Below are 20,050 nucleotides of genomic sequence, written 5' to 3'. Positions count from 1 at the left end.
AGAGTTGTGAATTATGAAACGTAAAATTATTTTAGCATCACATCATCAATTTGCTAGTGGGCTGGCTGACACCGTTAATTTTATTTCTAATAATGCAGCTGATATTGTTGCTTTAACGGCATACATGGATAACCAGCCAGTAGAACAACAAGTTAAATCATTAATGGCTAGTATTCCTGCAGAAGTGGAGATCGTTATTTTGACAGATATGCTGGCGGGCAGTGTAAATCAGCAATTTTTTAATTATCGAATGCGCCCCCACACACAAATTATTAGTGGCATGAATCTTCCGTTAGCGTTGGCAATTGCACTAGAACCGACTGATCACGAGTTAACAGATCAGCGGGTTTGCGATTTAATCACCCAGGCTCAAGAATCAATTGTTTCAGTTAATCAAATGAGTATAGAAATGGATGATGATGATGAATAAAACAGAGTGGTGGCGGAAGAGTGTTGTTTATCAAATCTATCCGAAAAGCTTTAATGACAGTAATGGCGATGGAATTGGCGATATAAGAGGTATCATTGAAAAGTTAGATTATTTGAAGCAACTTGGTGTGGACGTTATTTGGCTGAATCCTATCTATCAATCTCCACAAGTTGATAATGGTTATGATATTAGCAATTACCGAGAAATTGACCATCAGTTCGGGACGTTAGCGGACTTCACTGCATTACTAGATGCAGTACATCAGCGACATATGCGATTAATTTTGGATTTAGTCGTCAATCACACATCAAGTGAACATCCGTGGTTCAAGGCGGCTAAGCAAAGTACAAGCAATCAATATCATGATTATTACATTTGGAAAGATGGGAGTAAAGAACAGTTGCCTAACAACTGGGGTTCCTCATTTGGCGGCTCAGCTTGGGAATATGTTGATCAACTCGGTCAATACTATTTACATTTGTTTGCAAAGCAACAGCCTGATTTAAATTGGGAAAACCTTAAAGTACGTCAGGATGTATATGAAATTATGCGTTTTTGGTTGAACAAAGGCGTTGATGGTTTTCGGATGGATGTCATCAGTCTGTTGTCGAAAAAACCAACTTATCCGGATGGTCCGGTCATTCAAAATAAAGCGTATGGCAGTTATTATTATGGTGCAGCCAATGGGCCTAAAATCCATGATTATTTACGTGAGATGAATCAGCAAGTATTAAGTCATTATGACATTATGACTGTTGGCGAGACACCCCATACTAGTGTTGCTGAGGCTGAAAAATATACGGATGAACGACGTAAAGAATTAAACATGGTTTTCCACTTTGACCATATGCATTTAGATTATGATGAAAATGGTAAGTTTTCTACGAGACGCTTCAAATTATCCGCACTAAAACAAGTGTTTAATAAGTGGCAATTAGGCATGGCTGAACATCATGGCTGGAATAGCTTGTATTGGAGCAATCATGATCAAGCACGTCCGGTAACTCGGTTTGGTGTCGATGATACTGAGTACCGAGTTAAATCTGCGAAGCTGTTGGCGACTGTGTTACATTTTCAACAAGGAACACCGTTTATTTATCAAGGTGAAGAACTAGGAATGACAAATGCCAAGTTCACCTCAATTGATGACTATCAAGATATTGAAACACATAATATCTATCAAGACTTTATTAATCATAAACATCTCAGCAAAGAGTACACAATGAAGGCCATTTATTTGAAGTCACGGGATAATGCGCGGACCCCGATGCAGTGGACCAGCAAACATAATGCCGGTTTTACAACGGGAACGCCATGGCTTAGCGTCAATCCTAACTATACTAGAATTAATGTGGAACAAGCGTTAAAGGATAAAGACTCAATTTTCTATTATTATCAGCAACTGATCAAGTTGCGTCATTCTTTATCGATTGTGACAATGGGTGACTTTGAGTTGCTTGATCCCGACAATGAACAAGTATTTTCATACTTAAGACGAGATCAGAAGCAGATACTATTAGTCGCCGGGAATTTTACCGAAAAACCAAAAAAAATTGTTTTGCCAACAGAACTGCAGAATAGACCATGTGAGAAGATCATTAGTAATGATCAAAACATTGCAGAAGAGACTAACAGTGTTGTTTTACCAGCATATGGTGCTGTTGCTTATTTGTTCAGTATTGATTAAATTTAACAGAGGCTAACAGTGCAACAATCGAGTTGTCCAGTGTTAGCCTTTTATTTTATATAAAGGATTATAGTCAATACACGGTGTCGTGATTGAAAACACCTATTTCGAATTTTATCTAAATATCTCTTGTTGAATTCCTGGTTGCCTGTTATACTCTATTTAGATATATATCTAAATAGTTGATTGGAGGTAGCCCGTATGGCGTTGAATACGACCTTTAAAGCAATTGCAGATCCTGTCAGACGCCAGATTTTGGAAGATTTACGCCAGAATCGGCAATCGGCTGGTGAGATTGCGGCTCATTTCAAGTTAAGCAATGCAACGGTGTCTTATCATCTCAAGCTTTTGAAGCAAGCTGGTTTAGTTACCGTGACCAAGGAAAAAAATTATGTGTACTATGAGCTAAATGCGAGCGTATTTGAGGAAATGTTGACGTGGCTATATCGTTTTAGTCCAAAGCAGGGGGATGAAAAGTGATGACAAAAAGGAACTTGCAGTTGTGGCTGAGCTATATTGTTATTCTGTTACCAATGAGCTACGGCGTCGTGAATTATGCGGCCTTGCCCGCCAAAATGGCTATTCATTTTAATTTGGATAATCAACCTAATGGAATGGCCACAAAATTATTAGTGGTCGTTGGCTTTCCAATTATGATGATGGCGTTTCAGCTGATTTGCGTTGGGGTGACACGGTTGAATGCCAATCATAAGGCACCGGCGCCACGGTTTGAACAGATGATCATTTGGATCGTGCCTGTACTATCAAGTGTGATCTATGCGACAACTATCAGTTATAACTTAGGCCATCAATTGGATATTTGGCGTATTGCCGTTAGTTTGATTGCCTTTATTTTCATGGCCATCGGGAATTATTTGCCAACAATCAGTGCAAATCAATACGCGCAGATGCACCGAGGTGGTCACACGATTCGGCCAATGATTTGGCGGCGTGTTCGTTATTGGTTGGGCTATACGCTAGTTGGTGGTGGGATATTGTTACTACTGAGTATCGTCACAACAGCATGGGTTTCAGTCAGCCTCATGGGGATCATTGTTGCGGCCTTAGTTATCATGAGTCTTTATGGCACTCTAGCGCGTAATTAACGCAGTCAAACGTAAAAAGGTCCTCATCCGTGCGTGGATGGGGACCTTTGTTGTATTAAAGTAACTTTTTGAATTTATCTAGCAACCCAGGTGTTTTCTCGGCCTGGGGTGTTGCTGATGAAGTCTGCGAGGGATAACGCTGCGCAACATCAATAATATCTTGGTTAATGGCGCTTGCAGCAGTGAAGATAAGCGCGTAATCATCATCAGCAGTATGGTAGATGTCATCCGTTTTGATAGTGAATTTGATATTGGCTTGACTAGCCGCCTTGATATACGGCCCAATCAGTTCCTGGTCTAAATTACCATTAATATATAATTGGTCATCCGGATGGCTCGTAAATGCTTGGTGAAGTGAGTCGACGTAATTGGCCTGTTTAATTTGGGCAACGGTCACTGCGACTTCGACGCGTTCCCGAAAGGTCCCCAGGTACTTGCGTTGTTCGTCGGGATGCAACTTTGGCGTCCCGTGCATGGCCGTTTCGATGCGGTCAACTGGTTGTTTATCTGTTTCAGCCATTGTCTAACATCCTTTCCTTGATAGTAATTATCATTGTAGCATGTTCCTCCAATAATAGCGAAGGGAAGGGGGGTAGCGTTGCGTTAGTGAATGCGGTATGGTTAATCTAAATTAGTTTTGGGGATGATAAAACTTGTTTACAAATCAAGATTTTGAAATTTTTAATGACCAGACGTTAGCGGGCCGCATGCATTTAATCAAAACGGTGATCGATCCTAAGTTCGAACAGGTCGCACCAACGATTATAGCGAGTTTACAAACACCTAGCGAGCCACCGTTCTACGCGCACGTTGCCAAACATTTACGGCGATTTAAGAATCCGCCGGTAGACACTTGGGTCGCTTTTAGTCAAAACAAACGGAGCTACAAAGCCTGGCCACATTTTGAATTGGGGCTATGGCCTGACCGTTTGTTTATCTATTTTGATATTTTGGATGAGTGTAAACCGGCCGTGCAGGCAAAGATGCAACTCGCAGATTTAACACCACTTTTGAAGGCCTTGCCGGCGGGCTATGTTATCAGTAATAATCATGGGGTGCCGGCCACGCAACTTGCAACACCGGCCAATATTACGCAGGCCATCAAGAAATTCGATCAGTATAAACACAGCGAGTTGGTCGTGGGCCGCGCAGTCTTGGTCGGTGATCCGTTATTTGAAGATGCTGATACGTTGAATAAATTGATCATCACAACATTCAAACAATTATTGTCGATTTATCAACCGGTCATGGCGGCTGTGAGTGCTGAGCGTCAGGTCTGAAATTAACAGAACATACAAAAAAGCCGCCGCAAACGCGACGGTTTTTAAATACCGGAAATTAAAGTTTGTTGTAGTATTCAACGATTAATGATTCGTCGATATCTGCTTCAAGTTCTTCACGTTCTGGTAAACGAGTTAATGAGCCTTCAAGCTTATCAGCATCGAATTGAACGAAGTTAGGGCGTGCAACAACGGCTTCAACAGCACCAGTGATAACAGCCAACTTCTTGGACTTTTCACGAACTGAGACAACTTGGCCGACACTAACTTCGTATGAAGGGATGTCAACACGCTTGCCATCAACAGTGATGTGACCATGGTTTACTAATTGACGAGCTTGGCGACGAGTTGTTGCTAAGCCTAAACGGTAAACCATGTTATCCAAACGACGTTCGAGTAAGATCATGAAGTTAACACCATGCTTACCTTCGCGAATCTTACCAGCTTTGATGAATAAGTTAGCGAATTGACGTTCAGTTAAACCGTACATCATCCGTAACTTTTGCTTTTCACGTAATTGTGTACCGTATTCAGAAAGCTTACCGCGACGACCTTGGCCATGATCACCAGGTGCGTAAGGACGACGAGCTAATTCTTTACCAGTACCTGAAAGGGACATTCCCAAACGACGGGAAATTTTCCAACTTGGACCTGTATAACGAGACATAAAATGTTTCCTCCAATAATTTTAGTTGGAGTAAAATAATCCGATGTAAGTTCGATATTCGTTCAGATTGGACTGCAGGTTTCACCATTGCAGCCGCAGGTTACTAACTGACCAAAATATTGGCACCAATCTGTTGACGAGCTTACCCACTCACTGCTGCATTATTTTACACAAAGAGTAGCATAACACGTTTAATGCTGATTAGTCAATGTGTGACGTCAGAATCGCCACAAATTCGGTCAATTCAGCTTCGTTATCAGCATTGAATCGATCTAATGATGGAGAGTCGACGTCGAGTACGCCGATTTGGTGGCCGTCCTTGGTGATTGGGACCACGATCTCAGAGTTGCTGGCGCTGTCACAAGCGATGTGGCCGGGGAATTGATGGACATCGGCTACCCGTTGGTTCGTTTGCGTTTCAAAAGCAGTTCCGACGACACCAGCCCCAACTTTGATGTGCATGCAAGCGACTTTGCCTTGGAAGGGACCTAAGTCGAGCTCGCCAGTTTGTTCGTTAAATAAGTAAAAGCCGGCCCAGTTAAGGTTGTCATAAGTACTGTTGAGGAGGGCACTAGCATTAGCTAAGTTCGCGACCAGGTTAGTTTCTTGAAACAGTAGGGCGTCGAGTTGTTGGTTCATAAGTGATGTTTCCGTGGTAGCCATGTAAAAAATCCTCCTTGAATGTTAACAAATTGTTACTGTCCGTTAGTTACGTCTATGTTATAATTTAAGATAGATTTTAATTGGATTTTCAGAAAAAAGCAAGGTTACGGTTCTCAACAGGGTGAGGCGCAACGCAATTAAAACGGAATAAATAATGTAAGGGGTATTCGTATGCAAGTAGCAATCGGCATTGTTGTGGTTGCGATTGTCATCTACGCGGCGGTCAAAGGCTTTCAATTTTATATCGACAAGCAAGTCCGTCAATTGACGGAACGGCAACAGGCGCTAGTCAAGCAATCGCAGACCACAGATTTCGAAAAAATTGAACAACTCGGACTAACGGGCGGATCGTTAGCGAAGTTGGAAGCGTTGCAGAGCGCTGGTCAAGAAGTTGATAATGATCAGTTACCCGCCGTTAGTGAGCAATTAACGGCCATTACTTCGCAGGCGCGGGGCATCAGATTTCTCGATGCTCAGCAGAATCTGAAGAAGGTTGCGGCCACATTAGATACGATTGAACAACGACAGGCAGAAATTCGTCAGGGCTTGCAGGCCTTAGATGACGCGGATGCCGCGCACCGCCAAGCAGTGGCTAGTTTAGAGAAGAAGTACCAAAACATACGGAAGACGTTATTATCGCAAAACTTTTCATTTGGTCCGAGCATCGACAAATTGGAGGATCAGTTAGCTAACTTAGAAAGTGATTTTGATCATTTTTCCGAATTAGCCAAGGCTGGCGATCATGACGCGGCTGAAAAGGTTTTGGATCAGTTACATCACGATACTGGCACTCTTGAAATGGATATTGATCGGATTCCACCGATTTATAAGGACCTAGTGAGTGGGTTTCCTGATCAGTTAGCCGAACTGGCTAGTGGTTATCAACAATTAACGGCTCAACATTTTCACTTTGAGGTCGAATCGATTGAACCAGAAATCAAAGCGTTACAGCAAGCAATCGACGATAATATTGCGTTACTTGGTGATTTGAAAGTTACGGATGCTGAAAACGGCAATCATGCGATTGAAAAGCGGATCGACCACTTATATGACGTGATGCAAGCAGAGATCGATGCTAAGGCCGTTGTTGATCAACAACAAGAAGAAATCAGTAAGTTCTTGACACATGCCATGAATCAGAATCACCGCTTACAAATTGAGTTGGATCGATTAGCACAAAGCTATACGTTGAATAATGGCGAAGTTGAACGGACGCGTGAATTGAACGAACAACTGAAGAATATCGAAGCTGTTTATCAGGCGGACGTCACAGCTATTACTAGTAAGCAAGCTGTCTTTAGTGAGATCGCAGCTCATTTTGCCGAACAAGATGAGCAGTTGAAAGGCATTGAAGAAGAACAAGTGGCAATTAACAAAGGTGTGGCGAGTTTGACCGCTGAAGAGTCCAAAGCCCACGAGACGTTGCAACGGTTCGATTTTGAAATCCACGCGATCAAACGCCAGGTTGAAAATTTGAACTTGCCTGGACTACCGAAAGACTATTTGGACTATTTCAAAGTAGTTGCCAAGGAAATCGAACGGCTTGACCATGATATTAATAAGCTTGTGATCAATATGGACGACATCACGAAACAGTTGATTGTTATTCAGGCGGACATGGCGACCTTAAAGGAAAAGACCAGTGATTTAACGGATGCTGCGGTTATGGCGGAACAGCTCTTACAATACGCTAACCGTTACAAGACGAATCATGAAGAGGTGCAAGAAGCCAGCGTGGAAGCACAACGGTTGTTTACCGAGACTCATGACTACGCGCGGAGTTTAGAAGTAATTGCAACAGCTGTGGATAAAGTTGATCCGGGGTCCTATAAACGGATTGAGGACAGTTACTATGCGAATAAACAAGCTGATAAGATGAACGATGAGGCCTGACGAGGATAGTTGGGACCGCCCATATGCAAAATTTTAGTTAACTGAAAATAACCAGCTGGTGGTGATTGTTAAATGACAACCGCCACCAGCTGGTTTTTAGTTGGCATCATGATGCAAGTAATCGTGATGGTTCTGAGAAGGGTGACTGGGAACGGCCAACAAAAATGGTGTTTAGGACGCAATTGTCGTGTGATTAATCAGAAATTTGAAACAAAAACCCTTGTTTCACTAGTAATATTTGGTATAATTGCAAAGAATTCTTATCGAAAGTAAGTGCAATGCACACTTTCTTGGAAAGAGAAGGCGTAGTAATGATTTATTTTGACAATAGTGCGACGACGCAAGCTGCTCCTGCCGTACTGGAGACGTATACAACGGTTTCCCAAAAAATTTGGGGTAATCCGTCTAGTTTGCATAACTTTGGTGAAACGGCCTTTCATTTGTTGGAACAATCACGTCAACAAATTGCCGGCTTACTAGGTGTGCAAGCCCACGAAATTTTCTTCACGTCTGGTGGGACGGAAGGCGATAATTGGGTTTTGAAGGGTACAGCGATTGAAAAGCGGGCCTTTGGGAAGCATCTAATTACCACGGCGGTGGAACATCCTGCCATTCATAATTCGATGGAACAATTGAAGGAACTTGGTTATGAAGTGACTTACTTACCGGTCGATCAGGAAGGCCGCATCAACGTGGCGGACTTGAAAGCGGCAATTCGGCCTGACACGATTTTAGTGTCAACGATGGCAGTCAATAATGAAATCGGTACGATTCAGCCTTTACTTGAAGTGGCGGAACTACTGAAACAATATCCGAAAATTCATTTTCATATTGATGCAGTCCAAGGAATTGGTAAAGGAATTCAGAACATGATCATGAATGACCGGGTGGATTTTGTGACCTTTTCAGGGCACAAGTTTCATGCGACTCGCGGGGTTGGCTTTATTTACGCGCGCAATGGTCGTAAGTTAGCGCCATTAATGAATGGCGGCGGTCAGGAAAGTAACTGGCGTTCTGGAACTGAGAACTTACCAGCAATTGCCGGCATGGCGAAGGCCCTGCGATTGTTGCTCACGGATGAAGATGGTAAGGTAGCTCGTGAGCGAGCTATCAAACAGCGAATCTACGAGCACATTAAGTCGTTTCCTAAAGTGACGATTTTTAGTCAGCCAACGACGGGGTTCGCACCCCACATACTGTGTTTTACGATCAACGGTGTGCGGGGCGAGACCATTGTTCACGCGTTTGAAGATCAGGGCATTTATATCTCAACAACGAGTGCCTGCTCATCGAAGAAACACTTGGCCTCCAGTACTTTAATGGCGATGCACGTGCAAGAAAACATTGCGACGAGTGCTGTGCGGGTCAGCCTCGATGAGAATAATACGCTGGCAGAAGCTGACCAGTTTATTAAAGTATTTGATCAACTTTATCAAAAATTCTCAAAAATTAATGCAGACGCATAACGGAAAGGAACTTGTTCATGCAGTACACTGAAATCATGGTACGTTATGGTGAACTATCGACCAAGGGCAAAAACCGGCGGAACTTTATCGATAGCTTAGGCCGTAACGTACGCAAAGCGTTGCACGACTTTCCAGAACTAAAGGTCCACGCGAACCGTGACCGGATGCACATCATGTTAAATGGTGAGGATGCCGATAAAGTCATGGGCCGTTTGAAGCTAGTTTTTGGAATTCAAAACTTTTCACCAAGTATTCGCGTCGATGCCGACATGGATGCCGTCTATGAAACGGCGATTGCGATGGTCAAAGCCCAGTTTAAACCGGGGATGACTTTTAAAATTTACACACGGCGCTCCGATCATCAGTTTGAATACGATACAAATCAAATCAATGACATGCTCGGTGGGCAAATCTTGGACCACGTTGACGGGATTCAAGTTAAGATGAAGAATCCGGACATTGTGTTACGTGTTGAAGTTCGGTTAAACGGTATCTTCTTATCATCAGAAACGATTCAGGGTGCCGGGGGATTACCGGTCGGCACCGCTGGCAAGGGAATGCTGATGCTTTCTGGTGGGATTGATTCACCAGTTGCCGGCTACCTTGGCATGAAGCGTGGTGTGGACATGGAAATGGTCCATTTCTTCAGTCCGCCATACACGAGTGAACAGGCGTTAGCAAAGGCCAAGCAGTTAGCGTCAACGCTAGCAAGTTACTCTGGTAGCGTGAAGTTTATTCAGATTCCATTCACTGAGATTCAAGAAGAAATCAAAGAAAAAGTGCCCGAGGGTTATCTTATGACCGTTCAACGGCGCCTAATGATGCGTTTGATGGACGCCATTACGCGTCAACGGCATGGTAAGGCGATTTTTAATGGTGAATCATTAGGGCAAGTGGCTTCACAAACGATGGATAGCATGATTGCCATCAATGATGTGACCACCTTGCCGGTTTTGCGCCCAGTGATTTCCATGGACAAGACGGAAATTATTAAGATTGCCGAAGATATTGATACCTATGACTTGTCGATCATGCCATTTGAAGATTGTTGTACGATTTTTGCGCCGCCAGCACCCAAGACGCATCCGAAGCTAGACCGTTCACGGTCCTACGAAGAACGGATTGATGTTGAAGGACTGATGGCACGCGCTTTGGCTGGTGTTAAAATGACTGAGATCAAGCCGGGTGAAAATTATTTGAATACACAAGAAGACGTTTTTGCTGAACTATTGTAGGTCAAAAACGGGTGATATTATTACCCTAAAAACGAGTACCCGGTAATACTGGGTACTCGTTTTTTTGATCCTTTGGATGATCAAGCGCGGAAGCTCATTTCGTAATGGTAAGTCAGCTAAATAATAGGTCATAATCAGCCAACCAAGGTCGGGACTATGCTACGATAAATTTAGATTGAATCAGCGAGGTGAGTGGATGGAGTGGCAACAATTATTAATGGAAAATACGGCGTTGATCAATGCACAGGTTGTTCAGATTGGGCTGGAACGGGAAGGCCAGCGGGTAACGGTGACCGGTCATTTGGCGGATACGGCATTATCACCAACACTTATCAGCGAGTTGTCCGGCCTGCAACGGGACTTTGCGGAGACACAGTTGGAGTTAGTCACCCAACCGCAAGCAAGTGCGGTTGCTGCGTTGCACGCCTTAACGATGCTCACACAACAAGTCCGGCAAAGGCTTCTGCCTGAACTGATTTGGCCGCTAAGCATGCCGCCCACACTTCCACGATAAGACCGGGATATTCCAATCGCTAAGTTGGATGCGGCCGCTGTCGCCTATCGACAAGGACTTGCTCACCGCTATGGCCGACGACGTCAAATGTTGTCAGGTGTTCACTGTAATGTGAGCTTGGCGGCTAGTCTGATGATGGGATTGTATCAGGCCCAGACAGATAGTCGTGATTTCACCACCTTTCAAAATCACTGTTACCTGCACATTGCGCAGAATTATTTGCACTATCGCTGGCTACTGACGTATCTTTATGGCTGCTCACCATGCTGCTGGCCACAGTCTGGTCTTACGCCACCAGCCCAGCCCGTTCGAAGCTTACGCAACAGTTCTAGCGGGTATACCAATCGGCCGGGTGTTACGGTCTCGTACGCGTCGTTAAATGATTATTGTCAAACACTGCAAGCGGCCGTTGATAATGGAAAATTAAGTGCGACCAAGGAATTTTACGGTCAGGTTCGGTTGCGTCATGCTGGTGGTCATTCACAACTATGTCAGGATGGGATTCAATACTTGGAATTACGTAACTTAGATCTGAACCCATGGGCCGGTGCGGGCATCGATCTGTCCCAACTGACCTGCTTAACGTGGTTCGTTTTACTGATGCTCTGGTTACCAGTGCCAGCTAGTACGGATAATTGGATTCAGGCGGGTCAGCACGCCAACGAACAAGTTGCCATCGAAACCCCTATGCAAGTGACTCGACAGCTAACTGAAGGCGAACAACTAGCTGACGCGCTACAAACTATGGCTACCAGTTTACATCAACCACACGCGTTGCAAGTCGCCCAACATATTTTAACTAGTCTGCACGACCCGGCCAACACACTCGCTGCCCGCTGGGAACAACAAACAAACGATTCGCTCGAACGTGCAACCCAACTTGCACTCCAGCTGGCGACGACACCACATTTTAATGCTTGAATATACTGAAATCGGCGTACACACATGTTGGCACGTTAGGACGCACATCGGCTGACGAACAACAAACCAACTAATAAGCACGTTTAAACCATGACTAACGTCAAATAACGCGTCGCATGTCAAGAATGATAATTTTTGAGACGATTATTTGCGCGGAAACTGAAATTGCGTTAAATTTGAGCTATACTATTACTACCACAAATATTAGAAAACCATTAGTTATCGAAGGGGTGTTTTACGTGCAAGTATTATTTCATGATCAAGCGTTAGACTTAGTCGGTGAACCGTTACAAGATGGTGACCAGTTACCGAAGTTCAAAGTGTTCACTACCCATGATGAAAAGATTAAGACTAAGGACTTGCTAGGTAAGCCTGTCTTGTTAAGTGTGATGCCAGATATTGATACGCGAGTTTGTTCTATTCAAACAAAGAAGTTCAATCAACAGGCTGATAAGTACCCCCACGTTCAATTTTTAGCCATTTCCAATAACGCGGTTGCTGACCAAGCTGGTTGGTGCGCTAAGGAAGGCGTTAAGAACTTAACGGTGGCTTCCGATGAAGAACTATCCTTTGGTTACGCCACCAATCTATACTTGCCCAACAATGGGACGTTGACCCGGGCGATTTATGTCGCTGATGCGGCCGGTAAAATCGTTTATCATGAAATCGTGCCAGATGTTAGTCACGAGCCAAATTACGTTGCGGCACTGGATGCCTTAAAACAATTCGAATAAGGATTGACGGCACTCAGGAAATTCATTACAATAGTGACAACCAGCAATGAGCAAGAGAGTAGCGGTAAACAACGTCAACAGAGAGAGCGTGAACAGTGAAACACGCTTGGCGGTTTTAGCGTGAAGGTAGCTTGCGAGCTGCTATTCTGAACTGTTTTAGTAGGAATAGCCGGACGGGATACACCGTTCGTTAACAACGATGTTTAAGCTGTAAAGCGATCACTTGTGATGGCTTTAAAATTAGGTGGTACCGCGAAGTCCATTCGTCCTAGTCTAATAGGATGAGTGGGCTTTTTTAGTGCCAAAAGAAAGGATGTGCCCCAATGTCAGAAGAACCAACTACTGATATGCCAACTAAGTATGATCCGACCGCCGTGGAAGCGGGTCGTTATCAGACTTGGTTAGACCAAGATTTATTTAAGCCTTCGGGCGACAAGAAAGCTAAACCCTATTCAATCGTGATTCCACCGCCAAATGTTACGGGTAAGCTGCATTTAGGCCACGCTTGGGATACCACGTTACAAGATATTATTATTCGTCAGAAACGAATGCAAGGTTTTGATACTTTATGGTTACCAGGAATGGATCATGCCGGCATTGCCACGCAGGCAAAGGTTGAGGCCAAACTGCGCGAACAAGGGATCAGCCGTTACGATCTTGGTCGTGAGAAGTTTGTCCAACAAGTTTGGGATTGGAAAGACGAATACGCGTCGATTATCAAACAACAGTGGGCTAAGATGGGACTGTCATTGGATTATTCTCGTGAACGGTTCACCATGGATGATGGTCTGTCAGATGCGGTTAAGAAAGTCTTCGTTGATCTTTACAACAAGGGCTTGATTTATCGTGGTGAATACATCATCAACTGGGATCCTCAAGCACGGACGGCTTTGTCTGATATCGAAGTGATTCATAAGGATGACAAGGGTGCGTTCTACCACGTCAAGTACCCATTTGCTGACAAAGACTATACTTTCAATGGTAAGCATTACATTGAAATTGCCACGACTCGTCCTGAAACCATGATGGGCGATACCGCCGTTGCGGTTAATCCGAGTGATGACCGTTACAAGGAATTGGTTGGCAAAAAAGTCATCTTGCCATTAGCAGAACGTGAAATTCCAATTATCGCCGATGCGTACGTTGACCCTGAGTTTGGAACTGGAATGGTGAAAATCACGCCTGCTCATGACCCGAATGACTTTAAGGTCGGCAACCGGCATGATTTGAAACGGATTAACACCATGAATGATGACGCTTCAATGAACGCCAATGCGGGTAAATACGAAGGTATGGACCGTTTTGAAGCACGTAAAGCGATGGTCAAGGATCTTGAAGATCAAGATTTGATGATTAAAATCGACCCAATTGTGCATAGCGTTGGGCATTCTGAACGGACTGGCGTTCAGGTTGAAGCGCGGCTCTCAACTCAGTGGTTTGTTAAGATGAAGCCACTAGCTGAGCAAGCGTTGAAGAATCAAAAGACTGATAATAAAGTAGAATTTGTGCCTGATCGGTTTGAAGACACATTCAATCAATGGATGGAGAACGTCCACGATTGGGTTATCTCACGCCAACTCTGGTGGGGACATCGGATTCCAGCTTGGTATAACAAGACGACCGGCGAAACGTATGTCGGTGTTGATGGACCAAAAGATCCAGAAAACTGGGAACAGGATCCAGACGTGTTGGACACTTGGTTCTCAAGTGCACTTTGGCCATTTTCAACGATGGGCTGGCCAAACACTGATGCGGAAGACTTTAAGCGCTACTTCCCAACGGATACGCTGGTTACCGGCTACGACATTATCTTCTTCTGGGTATCACGGATGATGTTCCAGAGTTTGGAATTTACTGGCAAACGGCCATTCAAACACGTGCTTTTACACGGTTTAATTCGTGATGAACAGGGTCGCAAAATGAGCAAATCACTCGGTAACGGGATCGATCCAATGGATGTGATTGAAAAGTACGGGGCCGATGCATTACGGTGGTTCTTATCTAACGGGTCGACGGCTGGCCAAGATGTGCGGTTCAGCTATACGAAGATGGATGCTGCATGGAACTTTATTAACAAGATTTGGAACGCCAGCCGTTACGTTATCATGAACCTGGGCACCATGGACAAACCGGAATTACCAGCTGCAAGTGACTGGACGTTAGCAGATAAGTGGATCTTGAGTCGTTTGAACGCGACGGTCAAACAAGTGACGACTACCTTTGATAAGTTTGACTTTGGTGAAGCTGGTCGAGCCTTGTACAACTTTATCTGGAATGACTTCTGTGACTGGTATATCGAAATGAGTAAGGAAGTCTTGACCGGTGATGACGCTCAAGCCAAGGCCAATACCCAAAACGTGTTAGCCTATGTCTTGGATCAAATCTTACGGTTATTGCACCCAATCATGCCATTTGTGACCGAAAAGATTTGGTTATCAATGCCACACGTTGGTGAATCCTTAGTAGTCGCTGCTTATCCTGTTGACCATCCTGAATTTGATGACGAAACGGCGGAAAGTGATATGGCCTCACTTATTGAATTGATTACGGCCGTTCGGAGCATTCGAGCAGAAGCTAATGCGAAGATGTCATCAGCCGTGGATCTATTAATTAAGACGGACAACACTCGGTTACAAGCTGTTTTCAAAGCTAATGAAGATTATATTCAACGGTTTGCACATCCGAAGACACTGTCAATTGGCGCCGACGTGGTTGCACCGAAGTTAGCCATGACACAAGTGATTAGTGATGCGGAAGTTTACATTCCGTTAGCTGAACTTGTTGACCTCGATGAAGAAGTCAAAAAACTTGAAAAAGAACAAGCCAAGTTTGAAAGCGAAGTCGCACGGGCGACGAAGAAGTTAGGTAACGAACGCTTTGTTGCCAATGCCCCTGAAGACGTCGTTAATAGTGAAAAAGAGAAGTTAGCGGACAATCAGACAAAACTAGCTGCCTTAAAGCAACGTTTAGTTGATATTAAGGCTGAAGCTTAATTTGCGATAATAGTTAACTGAAATGTGTGTTACTGGTAAAATGGTAATCGTCCCGTTTTGGGATGGTTACCATTTTATTATTAAAACGTAAAATATAAGGGCTCATTAGCTAGAAGTATGGTGAGCAAACGGCCAAATGATGATTCGCGCGGTTTACAGGAAGGAAGACCAACATGATTGACACTTATTCAGCAGCATTAGCCTTTATTCACGGCCGGACTCAGTTCAAAAAAGCCCCGACACTCAGTCGTATGCGCCAATTCTTACATGAATTGGGTGATCCACAGTTAAAGGTGGCCGGCATTCACGTGGCGGGGACCAATGGCAAGGGGTCGACGGTTGCGAATTTACGCGAATTATTTATGGCAGATGGGCTAACGGTGGGAACTTTCACGTCGCCGTTCATTGTTCGCTTCAATGAACGGATCAGTGTTGACGGCACCCCCATCAGCGATGAAGAACTTGTTGGTCTGGTGCAACAGATTCAACCGATCGTTGCCAAGCTTGACGCGACATTGGCAAGTGGGGGCCCCACAGAATTTGAGATCATTACCGCAATGATGTTTCTTTACTTTGCTGCTCAGCCAATCGATATTGCCATTATTGAAGTTGGGTTGGGTGGGTTATACGATTCTACCAATGTTTGGACACCAGCCGTTAGTGTGATTACTACGATCGGTTATGATCATATGCAAATTCTAGGTAATACATTGACGGCGATTGCGACTCAAAAAGCAGGTATCATTAAGACGCAGGTGCCGGTAATTGTTGGTAAATTACCGGCTGAAGCACAGCAAGTGATGATTGATACCGCCATGAGCAAACGGGCGCCGTTGCGGACGTTGGGAGTTGATTTTACAACCAAATTATTACCGCCCCAAGGCTGGCAAGAACGGTTTAACTTTGACGGGTTAGAGGCGCATTTTAAAGACTTGACAACTCCGCTACTGGGAGACTATCAAGTTGATAATGCGGCCGTTGCAATAGCGGCGTACCTAACTTACCACCAAGCGACTCAGCTACCCGTGGTCACTAGCGACGTCAAAGCGGCTGTGGCAGCAACACAATGGCCTGGCCGTTTCGAACGCTTGAATCAGGACCCACTGATCATGATTGACGGTGCGCACAATGAGCCGGCAGTAACTGAATTAGCAGCTACTTTGAGTGAGCGATTTGGACAGCAAACCGTTTATGTCATCTTTGCGGTCTTAGCGGATAAGCAGCATCAACAAATGATTCAGACCTTGGGCGCATTACCTAATGTTCAATTACGGTTGACACAATTCGAAGGTCCGAACGCAAAACGTCCAGCGACCGACCCGACGATGTTGGCACATGAAATGCCAAATGGCCGGACCGCTGAAGTATTTGATAATTGGCAAGCTGCCTTGATGCAGACACTCCAAGAAATGTCGAGTGATGATGCGTTACTACTAACGGGGTCGCTGTACTTTATTAGTGACGTACGGGCTTATTTCAAGGATGGCAGCGACTCAGAAACTGATTAGGGGCTGACACGGATGCTTAGAAGACAATTGCGCAAGAAATAATACTGCGTCCCTGGTACTGATATTATCAAAGATGATTGTGAGTTAACTGAAAAAATTGCGTTAAAATGTCGGTGAATTAATGGTTAGCCGGTCACTTTACGAAACTACTAGGTAGAAAGGGTGGTTTCAATGACGATGATCAGCGAAGAACAAATACCGACAGCACAAGTTCGTGAATTAATGCAAGCCTACTTTGGGACGTTTTTACCCAACGACGCGGTGACTAGCGCGATGCAGGCCTTTGAGCGTGAGTACCCGATAGAGGACGCTATAGAGTGGTTACATGAGTCGTCTGAAAATCCGCGCTGGCAAGGTTTAATCGTGGCGCTCAGATGTGGGCAACTATTACCCCGGCCAAGTCGATTAATTTTGGGGCAGGTATATGGTAGTGAACAACTGGGAGCCGTTTTAGCACGGGACTTTGCCAACTTAGAGCAGGAACAGTTGCAATTGTTATGCTTAGATACGAAAAATCAAGTGATCAAACGCCAGGTCGTCTTTCAGGGCACGCTCAATAGTTGTCCGGCTCAACCGCGGGAAATTATTAAAGTTGCCCTAACGACACCGACTGCCCGGGTCGTTATTGCACATAATCATCCGAGTGGTGATGTGACGCCGTCAAAAAAAGACGTTGAATTTACCAAGCGGTTACAACTGGCTTGTGAACTGATGGGGTTACCGCTCTTGGATAGCTTTATTATCGGTGTAAACGATTACTTTAGTTTTGCCGAGCAGGGCGTGTTAAATTGTAATACGGATTCGTAACAGAATGTGGTAAAATAACGGGGTTAGGACCGATAATTTAATCGGCCTGATCGCGTTTTTTTGTTAAATTTTATCTAAGTTAAATAGTGGGACTGTATTTTTCATTAATTTACGGTATGCTAGGACTCAGGCAATGCTTTTTTAATGCAGTGCGACTATGCTATAATACTTACTATTATGACTAAATAAAAAATTAAATTTGTTAATGATGAAGGGATGAATGTAGTGTTCGGATTTGGGACAAAGAATATCGGGATCGATCTCGGTACGGCCAACACAATTGTGTACGTTGACGGCAAGGGCATCGTATTACGTGAACCATCCGTAGTTGCGAAGAACACGAAAACTGGTGAAATTGTATCAGTTGGTTCAGAAGCACGGGATATGATTGGGAGAACCCCAGCAAGCATTGTGGCGATTCGGCCAATGAAGGATGGCGTTATTGCGGACTACGATACGACCGTTGCGATGATGAAGTACTTTATTCAAAAGACACTCGGCCGCTCAAATGGTAAGCCATACGTCATGGTTTGTGTACCAAGTGGGGTTACCGAAGTTGAAAAGCGGGCCGTTATTGATGCAACACGGGTTGCAGGTGCGCGGGATGCATATGTCATTGAAGAACCATTTGCAGCCGCTATTGGTGCAGGGCTTCCAGTCATGGATCCAACTGGGAGCATGGTCGTTGATATTGGTGGTGGGACTACCGATGTTGCGACAATTTCCTTAGGTGGAATCGTATCAAGTCGTTCAATTCGAATGGCTGGCGATAAGATCGATGACTCAATCATTTACCATGTTCGCCAGAAGTTTAATCTTTTAATTGGTGAACGCACAGCCGAACAACTTAAAATCGACTGTGGCTCAGCTTCTTTGGAAGCCGCTGAAGACTTGGAAGGGTCAACGATTCGTGGACGAGATCTTTTGTCGGGCTTACCAAAGACGGTTGAAATCTCATCTGTAGATGTTTCAGAAGCCATCCAAGAAGTGGTCTCTGAAATTATTTCAGCCATTAAAGAAACCCTTGAAGAAACTTCCCCAGAAATTGCCTCTGACGTAATTGACCACGGGATTGTTTTGACCGGTGGTGGTGCCTTATTGAAGAATCTTTCCGAAGTGATTGCGGACGAAACCAAAGTACCGGTTTTCATCGCTAACGAACCGCTTGACTGTGTTGCAGTTGGGACCGGTGAATCACTCAAGAGCATCGACGTTATGAAAAAGCGATAACAGGTGAGCGGGAAGACGTCTTCCCGCTTATTTATTGTTAAATCATTGAATTTTCGACCGGGGGTTCATTATGCAAAAGTTTTTTTCTAACCGAAAACTAGTGATTGCGATTGTCGTGTTCATTATTAGTTTCGGCTTGATGAGTGTCTCAGTAGCCATTCGTGATAAGAAATCGACACCACCATTGATCCAACAATTCGGAAACGATGTGGCTGGTGCGGTTGACCGGGTGATTGCTTGGCCAGTCAATGGCTTACAGAGTGCGACCAACTCAGTTTCTGACTTGTTGAACACCTATCAAGAAAATCAAAAATTGAAGAAGCAAGTTGACCAACTGGCGCAGGCCAAGGTTAGTGCCCAGACGACGCGTGCGGAAAACAAGCAGTTACGCAAGCAGTTGAAATTAAATAATTCGTTATCTGATTATACGACGGTGACCGCCAATGTTTTGACGCGGACACCATCATCTTGGATGAACCAACTCGTGATCTCTAAGGGTGCGACATCCGGTGTAAAGAAGAATATGCCTGTCATGTCACAAAAGGGTTTAATTGGCCGGGTCGTGGAAGTTAACCAAACGAATTCTAAGGTTGAATTAATTTCTAATACGAGTTCGTCTTCGAATAAGTTTGCTATTCAGATTACGAATAGTGCTGGTAAGACTGTTAACGGGATTATTTCAGGTTATGATAAGAGCAATAATCTTTTAGAGATGGGTTCCGTGACGTCTAACGTTAAAATCAAAAAAGGCGATAAAGTCGTGACGAGTGGTTTAGGCGGCAATACGCCGAAGGGACTTTATGTCGGCACGGTTGCTAGTGTCAAGCAGGATGATTACGGGCTAGCATCCGAAGTGGAAATCACACCCGCAGCGGACCTTAGTGACTTAACAGTTGTGACGGTCGCTGAACAATAG

The 20,050-nt window shown here is 44.4% G+C and carries 17 protein-coding genes, 1 pseudogene and 1 other annotated feature; of the genes and pseudogenes, 15 read left to right on the top strand and 3 right to left on the bottom strand.

What is annotated here, in order from left to right:
* The first annotated feature begins 13 nt into the window (after nucleotides 1–13).
* The 4 genes from E5260_RS10095 to E5260_RS10080 all read left to right on the top strand — a co-directional run bounded on the left by E5260_RS10095 (nucleotide 14) and on the right by E5260_RS10080 (nucleotide 3,223).
* Nucleotides 14–430, top strand: coding sequence for a PTS sugar transporter subunit IIA (locus E5260_RS10095; RefSeq protein WP_003641469.1), 417 nt, complete (start codon nucleotides 14–16; stop codon nucleotides 428–430).
* Nucleotides 423–2,117: a glycoside hydrolase family 13 protein gene (locus tag E5260_RS10090; RefSeq protein WP_025015678.1), complete on the top strand. Its 1,695-nt coding sequence runs from the start codon at nucleotides 423–425 to the stop codon at nucleotides 2,115–2,117. Before E5260_RS10095 ends, E5260_RS10090 begins: the two co-directional genes overlap by 8 nt.
* A 201-nt stretch (nucleotides 2,118–2,318) precedes the next feature.
* Nucleotides 2,319–2,597, top strand: a complete 279-nt coding sequence (locus E5260_RS10085; protein ID WP_003641471.1) for an autorepressor SdpR family transcription factor — start codon at nucleotides 2,319–2,321, stop codon at nucleotides 2,595–2,597.
* A complete protein-coding gene (locus tag E5260_RS10080; protein WP_003641472.1) occupies nucleotides 2,597–3,223 on the top strand; it encodes a DUF1648 domain-containing protein in 627 nt (208 codons plus the stop codon). The genes E5260_RS10085 and E5260_RS10080 overlap by 1 nt, the downstream gene beginning before the upstream one ends.
* Nucleotides 3,224–3,278: 55 nt before the next feature.
* On the opposite strand, the gene E5260_RS10075 is transcribed toward E5260_RS10080, so the two are convergent.
* Entirely contained in the window at nucleotides 3,279–3,743 is a 465-nt protein-coding gene (locus tag E5260_RS10075; protein ID WP_003641473.1) for a YueI family protein, read from the bottom strand.
* A 133-nt stretch (nucleotides 3,744–3,876) separates the two neighbouring features.
* Here E5260_RS10075 and E5260_RS10070 point away from each other — a divergent pair, with 133 nt between their 5' ends.
* On the top strand, nucleotides 3,877–4,503 hold the full coding sequence (locus tag E5260_RS10070; RefSeq protein WP_003641474.1) for a DUF1054 domain-containing protein: 627 nt from the start codon (nucleotides 3,877–3,879) through the stop codon (nucleotides 4,501–4,503).
* A gap of 58 nt (nucleotides 4,504–4,561) precedes the next feature.
* On the opposite strand, the gene rpsD is transcribed toward E5260_RS10070, so the two are convergent.
* Together rpsD and E5260_RS10060 are read right to left on the bottom strand one after the other, a co-directional pair.
* Nucleotides 4,562–5,170, bottom strand: coding sequence for a 30S ribosomal protein S4 (gene rpsD / locus E5260_RS10065; protein WP_003641475.1), 609 nt, complete (start codon nucleotides 5,168–5,170; stop codon nucleotides 4,562–4,564).
* Nucleotides 5,171–5,371: 201 nt separating this feature from the next.
* Nucleotides 5,372–5,833 (bottom strand): GAF domain-containing protein, encoded by a 462-nt coding sequence (locus E5260_RS10060; RefSeq protein WP_003641476.1) that lies wholly within the window; start codon nucleotides 5,831–5,833, stop codon nucleotides 5,372–5,374.
* Between the two features lie 171 nt (nucleotides 5,834–6,004).
* Between E5260_RS10060 and ezrA the strand changes: the two genes are divergently transcribed.
* The 10 genes and pseudogenes from ezrA (at nucleotide 6,005) to mreC (ending at nucleotide 20,050) form a co-directional block, all read left to right on the top strand.
* Complete coding sequence (gene ezrA, locus E5260_RS10055) at nucleotides 6,005–7,726, top strand: septation ring formation regulator EzrA (protein ID WP_003641477.1); 1,722 nt, start codon at nucleotides 6,005–6,007, stop codon at nucleotides 7,724–7,726.
* A 311-nt stretch (nucleotides 7,727–8,037) separates the two neighbouring features.
* Nucleotides 8,038–9,192 carry a cysteine desulfurase family protein gene (locus E5260_RS10050; protein ID WP_003644645.1) on the top strand — a complete coding sequence of 385 codons (1,155 nt, stop codon included), beginning with the start codon at nucleotides 8,038–8,040 and terminating at the stop codon, nucleotides 9,190–9,192.
* Nucleotides 9,193–9,209: 17 nt separating this feature from the next.
* Nucleotides 9,210–10,427, top strand: a complete 1,218-nt coding sequence (gene thiI / locus E5260_RS10045) for a tRNA uracil 4-sulfurtransferase ThiI (RefSeq protein ID WP_003641480.1) — start codon at nucleotides 9,210–9,212, stop codon at nucleotides 10,425–10,427.
* Between the two features lie 196 nt (nucleotides 10,428–10,623).
* Nucleotides 10,624–11,862: pseudogene (locus E5260_RS10040) on the top strand (glutamate--cysteine ligase).
* A 239-nt stretch (nucleotides 11,863–12,101) separates the two neighbouring features.
* Entirely contained in the window at nucleotides 12,102–12,596 is a 495-nt protein-coding gene (gene tpx / locus E5260_RS10035) for a thiol peroxidase (RefSeq protein WP_003644643.1), read from the top strand.
* A 37-nt stretch (nucleotides 12,597–12,633) separates the two neighbouring features.
* Nucleotides 12,634–12,870 (top strand) — a binding site (T-box leader).
* Nucleotides 12,871–12,919: 49 nt separating this feature from the next.
* The gene (locus E5260_RS10030; protein ID WP_003641484.1) at nucleotides 12,920–15,589 is read left to right on the top strand and encodes a valine--tRNA ligase; all 2,670 of its coding nucleotides are present in this window, start codon (nucleotides 12,920–12,922) and stop codon (nucleotides 15,587–15,589) included.
* 173 nt (nucleotides 15,590–15,762) lie between these two features.
* A complete protein-coding gene (locus E5260_RS10025; RefSeq protein ID WP_003641485.1) occupies nucleotides 15,763–17,097 on the top strand; it encodes a bifunctional folylpolyglutamate synthase/dihydrofolate synthase in 1,335 nt (444 codons plus the stop codon).
* Nucleotides 17,098–17,268: 171 nt separating this feature from the next.
* Nucleotides 17,269–17,904: a JAB domain-containing protein gene (locus E5260_RS10020; RefSeq protein ID WP_003641486.1), complete on the top strand. Its 636-nt coding sequence runs from the start codon at nucleotides 17,269–17,271 to the stop codon at nucleotides 17,902–17,904.
* A gap of 225 nt (nucleotides 17,905–18,129) precedes the next feature.
* Nucleotides 18,130–19,134 (top strand): rod shape-determining protein, encoded by a 1,005-nt coding sequence (locus E5260_RS10015; RefSeq protein WP_003644642.1) that lies wholly within the window; start codon nucleotides 18,130–18,132, stop codon nucleotides 19,132–19,134.
* 70 nt (nucleotides 19,135–19,204) lie between these two features.
* Nucleotides 19,205–20,050: a rod shape-determining protein MreC gene (gene mreC, locus E5260_RS10010; RefSeq protein ID WP_003641488.1), complete on the top strand. Its 846-nt coding sequence runs from the start codon at nucleotides 19,205–19,207 to the stop codon at nucleotides 20,048–20,050.

The organism is Lactiplantibacillus plantarum, assembly GCF_014131735.1.
Classification (GTDB): domain Bacteria; phylum Bacillota; class Bacilli; order Lactobacillales; family Lactobacillaceae; genus Lactiplantibacillus; species Lactiplantibacillus plantarum.
Note: the sequence above shows the minus strand (reverse complement) of the source record. Positions and strands in the feature narration are given on the sequence as shown.